We start from the raw sequence: 13,405 nt of genomic DNA on the forward strand, positions 1-13,405 counted from the left end.
TGGAGCAGCAGCCCCGTTTCTTCTTAAGTTTAATACCATTTAAGTGAGGAGAGACTTCGCAATCGAGGCCCCCAGCGTATATTTGGGATCGACCATGTTGCCAACGCGAAGCTTGCCCACCTGCGTCAGAAGCATGTATGCCTCAATGGCATCGAAGCCGTAATCCTCCGCCATCCAGTACACGAGCTCTCGATAAGCGATGCGAGCAGCATCCTCCATTGGTTTCGCCGATCCGATCGTCATAATGCGCTCAGCCGTTTCGAGACGTGGCCAGCGGAATTTCCAATTTTTGATGAGATCGATTTGAATCGTGGTGGTCGTTGGATGTTCCAATGCGAAACCGCAAAGTTCTCCATCGCCCTGAATGGCATGGCAGTCCCCGAGGTAAAGCAAAGCCCCATCTTTCTGAACGGGCAGATAAATGATGGAGCCCGGAGCGACGTCCGGCAGATCCATGTTGCCACCATAGTAATCGGGAACAAGCGATGAAATGGCTTCAATTTCGGGCGATGTGCCGATCGTCCCGATAAAGGGCTGATAAGGTAGTGTCAGCTTATCGCTCCATCGCACTCCTTTAATTGGGTCGACCTCGATCTTTTTCACGATCTCCGGCAGATAGGGCTGCAAATTTGCCGTATCGCCCGTGCCCACGAGCGCACCAAACTCCGGCATGATGCAGGTTGTGCCTACTGGCTGGGGTCCGCGAGGTACGATTTCTTCGATGTATACGGCGAGGCAGTCCCCTTTCTCAGCACCGTTTACATAGATCGGACCATTCTGCGGATTGAGAAACGGGAAATTGAGAATTTGGCTTGGCTTGTCGTCGGTGGACTTAATCTGTCCTTCCATCGCGTCGTGCGTTTCCGCAGAAACGACCGCGCCCGGATCAACTTTCAAAACGGGAGACGCATAGGGACCGTAGACATAGTGATACGTCCCTTGAGAATCTTCTGTAATGGCATGGCTGGCGCCGCGCATTCCCTTTGCGACACCGCGCTTCGCCATGATGGAATTTTTTAGCCAAGTCATCGTATTTTTACTCCCCAGTGTCTTTGCGCCGTCGCATCAGTCCGTGTGGAATTATCCAAATAGAAAGCTGAAGACCGCGGCGACGATCGTGTCCGCCGATCAAAAGCTCAGGGTTCCTGAATAAGCAGCCACGGCTGAGGAACGCTTTGGATTGACGATCAAATCCGAAGCCCCCCGTGTTTGCCTTCTGCACACATTGCGGTAGAATACAGACCGTTCTGCACACCAATACATAACGGTCTGCATGCAAAGTCTAGGGGGAGCTTTTCGGCCCTTTCAGTCAACATTGACGCAGTCGGGTGCCATCACTTACCGCCGAACCACTCAATGGTTTGAGGGCAGAGTCGGCGTAGGAATGCTGTACATGTTGCCGGCATAATTGCGCCGGCTTGGGCAGCGGTCTCGCCCCTAAGCGGCAGAGCGGGATAGGCACGATCGAGATAGAGCATAAGCGACTATGATCTCGTATGTCTGAATTTGGTCCAACGGCGTTATCTCAATGGTCTCATTAGGACAGGCGGTGAATTTCCTCATAAGTTCACACCTTCTGATGCTCCTGTCGTCGCGATGCAGAGCAGGGGGATATCATGTCATCGGACGGTTGCGTTGGCTCAAGGCGCCTCGTCCCTGTCTCGAAAGCATACGCCACCTGAATGACTCGACATATTGCCGACGAGGGTCTCACTGCGATTGGAAACCTTAGCCCGCGCCGCAAATCGCAATTGCTTCATCTCTGTCGAGGATCGTCTCAGCGCAGCACCGAGGCTGCATCCAAACGGCGCTTGCATCTCCACCATCGAAGGCCGTGACTCCAGAAAGCCACGGGGTGACGGTATCGGGATTTTTCTTGAGCCACGCGCGCGCCGTAGCTTTCGGATCGGCGCCGCTTTTGAAGACGGGTTCCATCATCGCGCCTTTCATGGCGAGCGAGAACTTCAGGTTCGTGAGAAGCTTACCCAAGTTCGGGCACGCATTGACATAACCAGAGCGAACGACCGTGTTGACCACGGCTGCACCGAAACCCGAGTCGCCCATGCCATCGAGGTAGTGAATTGAAGCGCAAGTCTGGCCGCCCGATAAGCAGGCGTCCGCTCAATAGTTAGAAATTCGGCAAAAGAAGCTCGATAAAAGGCCGGGCTCTTTTGCTCCGCGGTTCGATCTTTTTAGACGTCACACCTGCGGATCTCCGCCGTGCCAATGCGCATCATGGCGTGCGTGCGTAGGGAAGGGCATCGCGTCAACATCACATAGAGATCGCGGTAGCTCAGAACGCCGGCAAGATCATTCCCTGGCGCCGGCAGGACGAATGGCGATGAGCCCGTCGCAATGACAAGTTTATCATAGGACTCGATAATGCCGTGATCCGAGGTAACGGTCTTCGTCACGGCATAACGATCCTGCGCGGCTTCGAGCAAATGCTCGAGCATCCGCCCCGGCGCCATGCCGTTGCCGATGATGATGAGTTTTTCGATCGTCGGATCTTTCTCACAAACTCAGCCGCCTACGCCGCCGCCTTGTAAGGCTCGGCGCTGAGCGTGCGCATGAGATTCGAAAGGATCGCTACGTTTTCGTCCGAAAGAGGCTTCAACGGGCTCCTCGGCTTGCCTGCATCGAGACCTTTGATCTTGAGGCCCGCTTTGATCGTCGGCGGCAACCCTCCGTTGCCGACAATAAACTCAAGCAACGGCAACTGGTCGTAAAACACCTTGCGCGCGCCCAGGAGATCGCCCGCCTCTATCGCACTGAAAAGTTCGATATTGAGCTTTGGAATGAGATTGGGTGCCGCGGTACACCAACCGGTAGCTCCGGCAACGAAAGCTTCGAACGCAAGCGGATTACTACCATTGTAAAATGGGATCTGACCGTCGGAGAGCTTGTAGAGCTGATGCATCCGTTGGATGTCGCCGGTGCTTTCTTTGACCATCGTGATATTGTCGATCTCCTTCACCATTTTCGCGATAAAGTGCGGCCGCATATCGATGCCGCTGGTCGCTGGATTGTTGTAAAGCATGATCGGTATGTTGATGCTCTGCGCAATCGCGGCGTAATGCGCGAAGATCTCTTGCTCGTTGAGCTTCCAATAGGAAATCGGAAGCACCATCACCGCGTCGGCGCCCGCTTGCTCGGCAAATTTCGCCCGGCGGACGGCGTTGCGCGTCGTAAGATCGGAAATGCCGACAACAACCGGAACTCTCTTTCCCACCTGATTGATCGCCGTCTCAGCCGTCTCGTCCCATTCACCGTCGTTGAGATAGGCACTTTCGCCGGTGCTCCCCAATGGCGCAATCGCGTGCACGCCATCGGCGATCATCATGTCGATCGATGCCTTGAGCGCCGCAACGTCGATGCCTTCATTGCTCGTGAAAGGCGTAATCGGATAAGCGATGATGCCCTTAAATTTCGGTGTCATGATGAACCTCTTTTTGACGGTGATTTAGGCTGCGTCTCGGATGGCGTCCGCGTGACTCTTGAGGGCGCGGCGGACGTAATAGTTGAAAGCGACGGAATAGCGCTTGGGCGTCGAAATCCAGTCATGCGCCTCGCGGGCCAAAAGCTCGGGGACAGGCTTGATGTCCGAGACGGGCATTGCAGTCAGCTGAAGCTTTGCTGCTCGCTCCATCAGCAACGCGAGCACACAAGCTTCCTCGGCCGTGGAGCCGGTAACGAGCATTCCGTGGTGAGAAAGCAAGATGGCGCGCTTTTCCCCCAACGCTCCCGATATGATGATCCCTTCTTCATTGCCGACAGGGATGCCCGGCCACTTCTCGAGGAACGCGCAGTCCTCATAGAGTGGACACGTATCCATGTGCGAAATAACCAGAGGAATTTCGAGCATGGAAAGCGCGGAGCAATAGAACGGGTGCGTGTGGATGATGCAGTTGACGCGCGGATGCTCGCGATAAATCCAGGTATGGAACCGATTGGCTGGATTTGGCATCCCTCGACCGTCGACGGTCTCGAGATTCTCATTGACCCGAAGAAGATTGTCTTCGGTGATCTCGTCGAAACCGTGCCCGAAGGGCTGTGTGTAATAGGTGCCGGGCTCCTCGGCTCGCGCAGTGATCTGGCCAGCAAGGCCTGAATCGTGGCCGCCGTCAAAAAGAATGCGGCAGGTAAGCGCGAGCTTCTGCCTCGTCGAGTAATCGCCGTCGGCCAGTTCGGTGCCCATTCTTTGGTGGGCTATCGAGACCAACTCGCTTTTTGAAAGTGTAAGTGTATCGGACATTTATTTCTCTCCTTCGATCGCGCGGTAAAGTGAGAGAGGCCGGCTGCTCGGCCTCTCCCGTTGGCGTCAGGGAGCATTGAGGGCCGGGCCGCTGCCAGGAATGAAGCGGTCGTGACTGCTCTTGAGGTCGCTGATGATATCTGCAGCGGCCGAGGGTTTGCGGCGGTGGAAGGCTAGGATCCAGACGAGGCCGATCGCGAGATAGGCGAGGAAGAGATAGGGGAAGCTGTCTACGGGCGCGGCCGGCACAGGATAGACACTTCCGACAGTCGGGATCGCGAGCAGCAGCAACGCGACTATGCAAACCGCCACATCTTTCGTTTGAAGTTGGCCGATGGCTTTCAGATAGACGGGTGCAGCGATCGTTATCAGCGCGTACGGGACGAGGAAACCAAACGCTGCGCAGGTGCCCGCATAGTTAAAGAGATCAAGCATCGCGATTCCGCCGGCCGTCGCCGCGACGGGGATGAGGAAGGCTATCGCAGCGAGCACGGTTACGGCCACATGCGGTGTTTCATTCGTTTTGTGCGACGTCGCGGTAACGGGCGGAAGGATGCCGTGACGGCCCATTGTGTAGAGGATGCGTGACCCGGCATTGAGGCAGGATAGTGCGAGCGCGAAGAAGCTGATCATCGCGCCCAGAGAAAGCGGAACTTGTAGAATGCCGACGTGTGCGAGATTGGCGAGAACGTTCAGGGGCGCATCGAGTTTATCAAGAGGCGTCGAGTATCCACGCGTTCCAAGCACCATGACATAGGTCACGAAGACAAAGAAGGCGCCGGAAATCAGCAAGCTCATGACGACCGCGCGCGGGATCGTTTTCAGCGGATCTTTGGCTTCATCGCCAAAAGCCGTTGCACACTCGAAGCCGACAAGGCTGAAGATCGCCACTACCACGCCGAGGCCCATGCTAGATGCTGGGAAGGTCGACGTCGCGAACTGAGCGCTGTCGATTGCAAAGTGATGCTGGAAGAGGACAATGAAGCAGAGCAAGCCGATCAGGGCCATCGAGGCGCCTTCGCAGACAAGCATCATGATCGCCGAAAGCTGCACGTTCTTCCATGCCAGGAACCAGGCGGTGGCGACGCAAACGGCGGAAAGCAGCAGTGGTGGCGCACTGATTCCAGCCATCGCCAGAAGTTTGCCCGAGAAGATCGTGAAGCCTGTCACACCTGCGGTGGTGATGCCCATGTACGCCCAGAGCAGCGACCATCCCCCGACGGCGCCAGCATTAAGGCCAAGGCCGCGGCAGATGTAAGCGTACATCGAACCAGAGCCTGTCGATCGGCGCGCGAACTGATTGAGATTGAAGGCGACGAACAGCAGCATGACCGTGCCAAGAGCATAGGACAGCCAACTCCAGTCGCCGGTGTTCGAGTACATGACGGGAATGATTAGCGCTGCCGTCATGGTGGGTGAAATCAAGGCCACAGCTTGGGCCAATAGTTCCGTGAAGCTGAGGCAGTTCGACTTCAGCTGGTTGGTGGTTTGCATCCCATATCTCCTGTTGAGCGCGAGGGGCATCGTTCGGTGCCGCGCGTTTTCTCGCGGCCCGTAATTCGGCTCTTTCCTGCTGCATCTGCGAAAAGGATATGCTAGCAACTGGCCCTATCAACACAGCCAGATCTTAAAAAGCGAGTGGACCAGAATGTTGCGCCCCTGGCACCTCTCTCTAGCTCTCACGCGGGGAAAGAAATCCGTCTCTCAACAGATTGTTCACGCAGTCATCGAGGACGTGAGACGCGGAAGGCTCGCGCCGGGGTTCCCATTGCCAGGAAGCCGTGAACTCGGTGAGACGCTGGGTATCAATCGAAAAACTGTGATGGACGCCTACGCCGAGCTAGAGGCGCAAGGCTGGGTTTCGACGCAAACGCGTCGTGGAACATTCGTCGCGGAAAATCTTCCGCAACTGGAAAATGTCAGCGTTGACAAGCGGTCGCGCTCCAGAACCATTCCGCTGGAGCCATCTTTCAAGCTCTCGCGGCCTGAGGTCACGCTTGCTGCCGATCTGCCGCCATCGAAATGGCTAAGCTTCAATGACGGCGCACCCGAAATACGTCACGTGCCAATCGAGGCCGTAGCGCGCGCCTACAGAAACGGCTTGCGCTCGACACTGCAACTCCGCCGGTTGGGCTATGGCGATCCGCGCGGATCGGAGGGCCTTAGATCTGCGCTCGCGGCGATGTTGACGGCGGACCGGGGCTTGGCTGCCGGCGCCGACAACATCTGTCTGACGCGAGGAAGTCAGATGGGCATTTTTCTCGCAGCGCAGACGCTCATTAACCCTGGAGATACGGTCGTCGTTGAGACGTTGAGCTATCCGCCCGCTCGAGAAGCGTTTCGGCGCGTGGGCGCGGAAATCGCGACGGTTCATGTTGATGACGATGGCATCAATGTCGAGGATCTTGAGCGGGTGTGCCGCAGGAAGCGTGTGCGCGCGGTCTACGTGACGCCGCACCACCACTTTCCAACGACCGTTTGCATGACGCCCGAGCGGCGGATGCGGCTTATTCTGTTGGCGGCTCAGTTCGGCTTCGCGATCATCGAAGATGACTATGAGCATGAATTTCATTTCAGCCATCAACCGATGCTGCCGCTGGCAAGCTTCGATACCGCCGGGCATGTCATTTATGTCGGCTCGCTTTCGAAGCTCCTGAGCCCAAGTTTGCGGCTCGGATACGTTTGTGCGCCGAAGTCACTTATCGATCGGATGGCAGGAGAAGTCATGATGATCGACCGGCAGGGCGATCCGGCGATGGAGGCAGCAATCACGGAGCTGATCGAAGCGGGCGAAATCCATCGCCACACGCGCAAAATGCTTCGCCATTATATCGAGCGGCGGGCGAAGTTTGCTGACGGGCTGAATGCGGTACTTCGAGGGCGAGCAAGATTTAACGTGCCTGACGGTGGTCTCGCCTTTTGGGTTCGCTTTGATGGCATTGACTTGAAGCGTCTGGTCGCGAGGTGCCGGGAGAAGCAGCTCCATATTCAAATGCCGGATGCATTCTCGTCCTCCGGACAAGCGGTCGGCGCGCTTCGGTTGGGTTTTGCGAGCCTCGACGTCAAGGAACTGGCCGCCGCGACAGCGCGATTGGGTGCGGCACTCGCCGAAACGAAACGTTAATTGGGAAATTGTGATGGCGCGCCGCACGAGCATAGAGGTCAGCATAGGTTTCTCCAGCCACTGCGGTGCCCGCCTCGATAATCAGGATTTTGCCGCTGCCGATCTCGGTTCTGAGGAGGAGCGTGCACTTCAGGGCGTGCTCGTGGCTCTCGCCGATGGCGTCGGCGGCAGCAAAGGCGGCCGTATCGCAGCCGAACTTGCAGTCCAAAATTTCTTCGATGGGTATCGTTCGCAAAATCCTCTGGGCAGTGTGGCTTCGGCGGCGACAAAGACCATGGATGGCTTCAATCGATGGCTGAACGCTCAGGCTCGAACACCCACTATGAAGGGCGCCGCAACGACCTTCACGGGCGTCGTCCTTCGCGGTCGAGAGGCACTTGTTTTGCATATCGGCGATAGTCGGGCTTGGCATTTGCGTGGTGCTGCGTTGGCGCTCTTGACCGAAGATCATGTTTCGATCAGTAGCGATGATAGGGCAGTTCTGTTGCGCGCGCTGGGGCTTGAACCGGTGTTGCGGCTAGACTTCATTCGGCAGTCACTTGACGATCATGATCGGCTCCTCCTCACGAGCGACGGCGTACACGGGGTCCTCACGCAGCAAGAGATCTCTCGATTGCTTTGCGCTCGAAAAAGTTCCCAGGCTGACGCGGACGCGATCACAGCCGCAGCGCTCGCTGCCGGATCGCAGGACAATGTGACCGCATTGGTCGTCGATTTCATTGCGCTGCCATCGGTTGATTTTGATGCATTGGCGGCGGAAATGGATAGCCTCGCGATTCTGCCGCCTCCGGAAGAAGGAGAAACAATCGACGGCTACCGTCTCGAACATCTCCTCTCCGACGCGGCATACGCTCGTATCTTCGTCGCTAGAGATCGGGAAAATCGGATCGTCCTGAAATTTCCAAAAACGATGTTACTGTCGGAGGATGGTGCAAGGCTTGCCTTCCTGCGCGAGGGCTTTCTTGGGCGGCAAGTCGAAAGTCCCTATGTGGGACGGACTCTAGCTTTGCCCGAAGGCAGTCAAAGCCGGCTCTATATTGCGATGCCCTTCTATGCGGGCGAAAGCCTCGAGACTAAAATTTCCGAAGAACAGGTGCCCCTCCGCGATGCGGTTGCGATCGCACTAAAATTATCCCGCGGCGTTGCCTCGCTTCACCGCCGTGGCATCGCACATCGCGATATCAAGCCTGGAAACGTCATTTTGACGAGTGACGGAGGGCTCAAACTCATCGACCTCGGCATCGCACGCGTACCAAATTTTAAAGAGCTTCCCGAGAAGGAAGTGCCCGGAACCGCAAGTTATATGGCTCCCGAACTCTTCAAAGGAGAGCTTGGCGATGCCATCTCCGACCAATTTTCTTTGGGCGTCACGATCTATCGCCTCTTCACGGGGCATTATCCGTATGGAGAGACTGCACCATTTACTACGCCTCTTTTTGGTCCACCCATTCCCGCTTCCCAGTACCGTCCTGAGATGCCGGCGCGATTGGAGGCCGCAATCATGAAAGCCATTTCCCTGCGCCGAGACGACCGCTTTGCAGACGTGGAAGAGTTGATCTACCAGCTTGAAACAGGGATGCTGAATGTATTGCCGCCACGAAATGCGGTGCCGCTGTTGAGGCGCAATCCGGTTCTTTTTTGGAAGTGCATTTCCGCATTGCTTATCGCTGTCGTGATCGTCGAGTTCCTCCTTATGAGATAAGGTGAGGTGCGCTTGGCCCCACCATGGGGATGTCTGATCGACCCCGGATGATTTTCCTCGGGACGAATGACCATCGACGATGGACGCTCAAAAAGCTTCCCTATCTGACGCTAAGCCGATCTAGCGACCTCGGACGAGCGCTATATTGGTCCCGTTCAAGTTCGTATGGTTCAGTATCCCTTCGATGACCAGTGCGCGAACGGTTTGAATGTGGGTCACTGTAATCTGCCTTGCTAGAGCCTTATCGTTTTTGACCAGGGCATCGATGAGGCTTTTGTGCTCGCTTCGCATCTCCTTCGGTCGCTCCCGCATGACGAAGCCGAGGTGAAGCAGGCGCGTCATTTCCTCCATCGTTTGCGACAGCGCCGCGGTCATACGAGAATTGCCGCAGCAGCGCGCAATCTCCATGTGAAAATTGTAGTTCGCAGTCATGAAAGCGCTTTCGCTCGCTCTATCGCCGGGAGTGTAGCCGCGAGTGCATTCCGCATTTAGCTTACGCAGTCGTTGCGCATCGACGTTGCCGCAAGCCCTTTCCATGATTTCAGGCTCGAGAAGAAGGCGAAAATCAAAGATCTCCTTGACCGACTGCAAGGTGACCGGCGCGATGACATGTCCGCTTCGCGGGACGGCAATGACGTAGCCGTCTTGGGTAAGTTTCGAGAGCGCATGACGGATCGGCGCTTTGCCGAGATTATAAATCGCAGAAAGTTTAGCTTCGCTGATTTCTTCGCCGGGCGCGAGTTCGCACCAGACAATATCTCTCTTGATCTGATCGAAGGCCCGCTCGCTGAGGCTCCGACGGCGTGGGTCCGTTTTCATTGATCGGTTCTGAACGTTTCCAGGATTTCTTCTCGCGGATTGATTCCCGTGCTTACTGAATAATTAAGCTGACATAACAGATCAGGTCCATTGAAATATCGTGCTGGCTCCGGCGCGTGTCCGCGATTGACATGTCAGAATGACGAAGATAACATTGCATATTCAGATTGCTTTGAGGTCTTGATGCCCCATCTTGAATCCGACGTTCTCGTCATAGGTGCAGGTGCTGCGGGCATGACCGCGGCGATGGCGGCAGCGCGAGGCGGCGCATCCGTACTTCTCGTCGACAAAAGTTTAATCGGGCGAGGCGGCGCGACGATCATGGCTCAAATGACCGTGGCCGCAGCATTGGGCGAACAAGAGCCGGACGACTGGAAGAAGCATCTCGAAGATACGTTGAAAGCCGGGCGTGGTGTGTGCAACGAGGTGCTTTCGGAGATCTTGTGCCGCGAGGCGCCAGATCGGATCCGTGAGCTCGACGGCTGGAATGTTGGTTGGGCGCGCGATGCCGACGGTCGCATCGCCGGTGTCATGGCGCCGGGACACAGCGTACGTCGCTGCGTTTACGTCGACTTTCTCAATACCGGCCCTGCGATAGCCCAGACGCTTCGCACCCAAGTCTCGCGAGTGAAGGCGGTCAAGCGCGTTAGTGGACTGTCAATTCGAGATCTCGTTGTGAGCGACGGACGCGTCATCGGTGCAGTCGGTGTGCATGCCGACGATGGGGCGATCGTTACGATCGCGGCGAAGGCAACTGTCATGGCAGCGGGAGGCCTGACAAAGCTTTTCCAGCGCAACAGCGCCTCAGCAAATATGGGCGGCGACGCATACGCGATCGCGCTAAGGGCAGGCGCAGAGCTGATCGATATGGAGTTCCCGCAATTTTTCCCGATAGGCCACCTGGCGCCAAGGCTCGTCGGAATGGACCCGATCATGTGGGATCCCTTCCGCTACAAGCTCGGAGGACGACTGCTCAACGGTCGAATGGAGGAGTTCCTGGAGACCTACGGAGTAGTCGATCGTGGCAACTATACGTCGCCGCGTGATATCACCGCCTACGCCATCGTGAAAGAAAACGAGGCGGGACGAGGCTCTCCTGCGGGCGGCGCCTACCTCAGTTTCATGCACGTTCCAGAAGAAAAATTGCGCGCGGCGTTCGGTCCAGCGATCGAATTGCTTGCAAAGAACGGCATTGATCTCACAAAGCAGCCTATCGAAGTAGCTCCTATCGCTCATTATCACATGGGCGGCATTCGAGTGAATGAGAAGATGGAGACAGGCTGTCTCGGACTTTACGGCGCCGGCGAAGCCGTTGGTGGACCGAATGGCGCAAATAGGCTGTCCGGCAATGCCCTGCCGGAGGCACTGGTTTTCGGCGAAAGAGCCGGACGGTTTGCAGCCCAGTTCGTCGAAGGCGCGAGCGTCGTTTGGTCAGAAGAAGCCGCGCAGCCGATCATTTCCTTGATCGAGTCCGTGAACGAGCGCGCCAACAACACGGCGAAGACAATAAAGGCAGGTACTTCCGCGCTGTGGAGCGAACTCCAGGAGTTGATGTGGAAGAAGGTCGGCCTCATGCGCACCGAAGCCTCGCTCTCCGAGGCATTGCAGCGGCTGTCCGAAATGCGCGCCGGTCTTGGTGACATCACCCTCAGCTCGGGGATGGTGTTCAACACCACCGTCGAAGAATGGTTCGAGCTGCGTAATTCTCTCCAGATCGCCGAGGCAATCACGCTTGCTGCGCTCAACCGCAAGGAAAGTCGCGGTGCGCATCAGCGTCTCGATTATCCCGAGACGAAAGATGACTACAAGCGCAATCAGGTTTTGCGCATCGAGGAGGGGGTCGTCAGCTCTCGCTGGGTTCCTTTAACGCAGCAGGTTCTCGCGACCACATTGTGAGCAAGTCAGTCTGATGACAACCAACGTCACCATATCGATCACGCGCGGCACTGAAGAAAACGGCCAATATCAGCAGGATTTTACTGTCCCCTTCATCGAAGGAATGTCGGTGCTCGATGCGCTTCTCTGGATTCGAGCGAATGAGGATCCGACGCTCGCGGTGCGTTACAGCTGCATCAACGCAAACGCCTGCAAGGAATGCTCGGTGATGATCAACGGTCAGGTCGAATACGCATGCACCGCGAAGCTTCCGATAAAGGGCGTCAAGGTCGAGCCGCTGGAAAACAAAACGGTGATCCGAGATCTCGTAACAGACATCCTGCCGTCGAAAGAACATCTGTCGACCTTGATGAAGCAGCGCTGAACAATGCGCCAATATCACGTCGGGATTATCTCATGACTTTCGTCGTTACGGAATCGTGCATCAGATGCAAGTTTCAGGATTGCCTGCAATCGTGTCCGGCCACTTGCTTTTACGAAGGCAAGAACATGCTCGTGATCAATCCTGCGGAATGCATAGATTGCGGAGCCTGTGAGCCGGAGTGTCCCGCTGAAGCAATCGTGCGCGATACCGCTCCGGGTGCGGAAAAATGGGTCGAATTCAATCGGAAGTACGCTGCTCTTTGGCCGAACATACGTAAGCCGACTGTTGTGCCCGACGACGCTGAGGATTGGATCGAGGTCGAGAACAAGTTGGAGACGGAATTCGATCCGGATCCCGCGGCCCCTTAAACACGCGATGCAACTTCTATCCAGGATTGAGACATGAAAAGCGTATGGCTACACGAGCTGCGATGGCCGGACATAGAGGCTTATCTTGAAGATCAGGATGTAGCGTTGGTTCCGATTGGCGCCACGGAGCAGCACGGTAGGCATACGCCGCTCTTGGTCGACACCGCTTGGGCCAGCGATGTGTCCGAAGCTGTTGCGAAGAAGGAAGGTGTCCTCGTTGCGCCGCCGATGCATTTTGGCTGGTCTCCGCATCATCTCGCATATCCCGGTGGAATCACGCTGCGTCCTGAAACGCTGATGCAGGTTGCAATAGACATCGCTGAAAGCCTGATCTCTCACGGCTTCCGAAAGATCATTTTCGTCAACGGCAACCGCGTTGCGAATCTCCCACCGCTTCAGGTCGCGATGGCCAAGTTACGCTTCAAGACTGGCGCTTTCGTCGCGATCATCGATACGCATCTCATAGCCCGTAAGGAAGTATGTGAGGCGGCGGGGAACGCGCGCGATGCTTCGCATCACGCGGGAAATGTCGAAACCTCATTCATGATGCATGCCCATCCCGATCTGGTGAAGACCGATGAGATTATAGCGCTGCCAGATCATCCTCTCGCGGCCTTCGCCAGCAATACGCCGATGGATCCGCCGCTCGATCAAAATGTGGCGTTTGTCCAGCCGACCGCCGAGGAATTCTACAATCGGACTGGCGGGCAAGGGACATATTCAAATCCAGCCTCGGCGACAGCCGCAATCGGAAAGGCCGTGCTTGACGTGACCATCGCTAGGGCAGCGGAATTTGTTGCGCACGTCAAGACGCTGGACGTCCGCTGTGAGCGCTGTCCCATCCCGATCTAACTTCCAGACCCATATTAGTTTGCGG

At 56.4% G+C, this 13,405-nt stretch carries 12 protein-coding genes and 1 pseudogene; 6 read left to right on the top strand and 7 right to left on the bottom strand.

Going from position 1 to position 13,405, the window contains the following annotated elements; genetic code table 11:
* Positions 1-39 precede the first annotated feature (39 nt).
* The 6 genes and pseudogenes from HYP802_RS0104345 to HYP802_RS0104375 form a co-directional block, all read right to left on the bottom strand.
* Entirely contained in the window at positions 40-1,029 is a 990-nt protein-coding gene (locus tag HYP802_RS0104345; protein ID WP_024275227.1) for an acetamidase/formamidase family protein, read from the bottom strand.
* Between the two features lie 699 nt (positions 1,030-1,728).
* Positions 1,729-2,064 (bottom strand): glycine betaine ABC transporter substrate-binding protein, encoded by a 336-nt coding sequence (locus tag HYP802_RS0104350; protein ID WP_024275228.1) that lies wholly within the window; start codon positions 2,062-2,064, stop codon positions 1,729-1,731.
* Between the two features lie 215 nt (positions 2,065-2,279).
* Positions 2,280-2,471 (bottom strand): annotated as a pseudogene (locus HYP802_RS0104355) (hypothetical protein); the annotation flags it as partial.
* A gap of 59 nt (positions 2,472-2,530) precedes the next feature.
* Positions 2,531-3,439 carry a dihydrodipicolinate synthase family protein gene (locus HYP802_RS0104365; RefSeq protein ID WP_013945882.1) on the bottom strand — a complete coding sequence of 303 codons (909 nt, stop codon included), beginning with the start codon at positions 3,437-3,439 and terminating at the stop codon, positions 2,531-2,533.
* 24 nt (positions 3,440-3,463) lie between these two features.
* Entirely contained in the window at positions 3,464-4,255 is a 792-nt protein-coding gene (locus HYP802_RS0104370; RefSeq protein WP_024275230.1) for an aldolase, read from the bottom strand.
* A gap of 66 nt (positions 4,256-4,321) precedes the next feature.
* Positions 4,322-5,749 carry an APC family permease gene (locus HYP802_RS0104375; RefSeq protein ID WP_029670769.1) on the bottom strand — a complete coding sequence of 476 codons (1,428 nt, stop codon included), beginning with the start codon at positions 5,747-5,749 and terminating at the stop codon, positions 4,322-4,324.
* A gap of 154 nt (positions 5,750-5,903) precedes the next feature.
* Between HYP802_RS0104375 and HYP802_RS0104380 the strand changes: the two genes are divergently transcribed.
* Positions 5,904-7,379: a PLP-dependent aminotransferase family protein gene (locus HYP802_RS0104380; RefSeq protein WP_013945885.1), complete on the top strand. Its 1,476-nt coding sequence runs from the start codon at positions 5,904-5,906 to the stop codon at positions 7,377-7,379.
* 13 nt (positions 7,380-7,392) lie between these two features.
* Positions 7,393-9,081, top strand: a complete 1,689-nt coding sequence (locus HYP802_RS0104385) for a bifunctional protein-serine/threonine kinase/phosphatase (RefSeq protein WP_024275232.1) — start codon at positions 7,393-7,395, stop codon at positions 9,079-9,081.
* Between the two features lie 120 nt (positions 9,082-9,201).
* Here the strand turns inward: HYP802_RS0104385 and HYP802_RS0104390 are convergent, their stop codons facing one another.
* Positions 9,202-9,900 carry a GntR family transcriptional regulator gene (locus HYP802_RS0104390; RefSeq protein WP_013945887.1) on the bottom strand — a complete coding sequence of 233 codons (699 nt, stop codon included), beginning with the start codon at positions 9,898-9,900 and terminating at the stop codon, positions 9,202-9,204.
* Positions 9,901-10,083: 183 nt separating this feature from the next.
* Here HYP802_RS0104390 and HYP802_RS0104395 point away from each other — a divergent pair, with 183 nt between their 5' ends.
* From HYP802_RS0104395 to HYP802_RS0104410, 4 genes are read left to right on the top strand one after another with little or no spacing between them, the layout of a single operon-like run.
* The gene (locus HYP802_RS0104395; RefSeq protein WP_024275233.1) at positions 10,084-11,796 is read left to right on the top strand and encodes an FAD-binding protein; all 1,713 of its coding nucleotides are present in this window, start codon (positions 10,084-10,086) and stop codon (positions 11,794-11,796) included.
* A 13-nt stretch (positions 11,797-11,809) separates the two neighbouring features.
* Positions 11,810-12,160 (top strand): 2Fe-2S iron-sulfur cluster-binding protein, encoded by a 351-nt coding sequence (locus HYP802_RS0104400; protein WP_024275234.1) that lies wholly within the window; start codon positions 11,810-11,812, stop codon positions 12,158-12,160.
* Positions 12,161-12,192: 32 nt separating this feature from the next.
* Positions 12,193-12,528 (top strand): ferredoxin FdxA, encoded by a 336-nt coding sequence (gene fdxA, locus HYP802_RS0104405; protein WP_013945890.1) that lies wholly within the window; start codon positions 12,193-12,195, stop codon positions 12,526-12,528.
* Positions 12,529-12,561: 33 nt separating this feature from the next.
* Entirely contained in the window at positions 12,562-13,380 is an 819-nt protein-coding gene (locus HYP802_RS0104410) for a creatininase family protein (protein ID WP_024275235.1), read from the top strand.
* Positions 13,381-13,405 lie beyond the last annotated feature (25 nt).

This window comes from Hyphomicrobium sp. 802 (genome assembly GCF_000526135.1).
Taxonomy (GTDB): domain Bacteria; phylum Pseudomonadota; class Alphaproteobacteria; order Rhizobiales; family Hyphomicrobiaceae; genus Hyphomicrobium_B.

Coding starts and splice junctions, on each gene's coding strand:
- HYP802_RS0104390 (WP_013945887.1), bottom strand. CDS start 9,900: ATGAAAACGGACCCACGCCGTCGGAGCCTCAGCGAGCGGGCCTTCGAT.
- HYP802_RS0104350 (WP_024275228.1), bottom strand. CDS start 2,064: ATGGGCGACTCGGGTTTCGGTGCAGCCGTGGTCAACACGGTCGTTCGC.
- HYP802_RS0104410 (WP_024275235.1), top strand. CDS start 12,562: ATGAAAAGCGTATGGCTACACGAGCTGCGATGGCCGGACATAGAGGCT.
- HYP802_RS0104395 (WP_024275233.1), top strand. CDS start 10,084: ATGCCCCATCTTGAATCCGACGTTCTCGTCATAGGTGCAGGTGCTGCG.
- HYP802_RS0104400 (WP_024275234.1), top strand. CDS start 11,810: ATGACAACCAACGTCACCATATCGATCACGCGCGGCACTGAAGAAAAC.
- fdxA (WP_013945890.1), top strand. CDS start 12,193: ATGACTTTCGTCGTTACGGAATCGTGCATCAGATGCAAGTTTCAGGAT.
- HYP802_RS0104345 (WP_024275227.1), bottom strand. CDS start 1,029: ATGACTTGGCTAAAAAATTCCATCATGGCGAAGCGCGGTGTCGCAAAG.
- HYP802_RS0104385 (WP_024275232.1), top strand. CDS start 7,393: ATGGCGCGCCGCACGAGCATAGAGGTCAGCATAGGTTTCTCCAGCCAC.
- HYP802_RS0104375 (WP_029670769.1), bottom strand. CDS start 5,749: ATGCAAACCACCAACCAGCTGAAGTCGAACTGCCTCAGCTTCACGGAA.
- HYP802_RS0104370 (WP_024275230.1), bottom strand. CDS start 4,255: ATGTCCGATACACTTACACTTTCAAAAAGCGAGTTGGTCTCGATAGCC.
- HYP802_RS0104380 (WP_013945885.1), top strand. CDS start 5,904: ATGTTGCGCCCCTGGCACCTCTCTCTAGCTCTCACGCGGGGAAAGAAA.
- HYP802_RS0104365 (WP_013945882.1), bottom strand. CDS start 3,439: ATGACACCGAAATTTAAGGGCATCATCGCTTATCCGATTACGCCTTTC.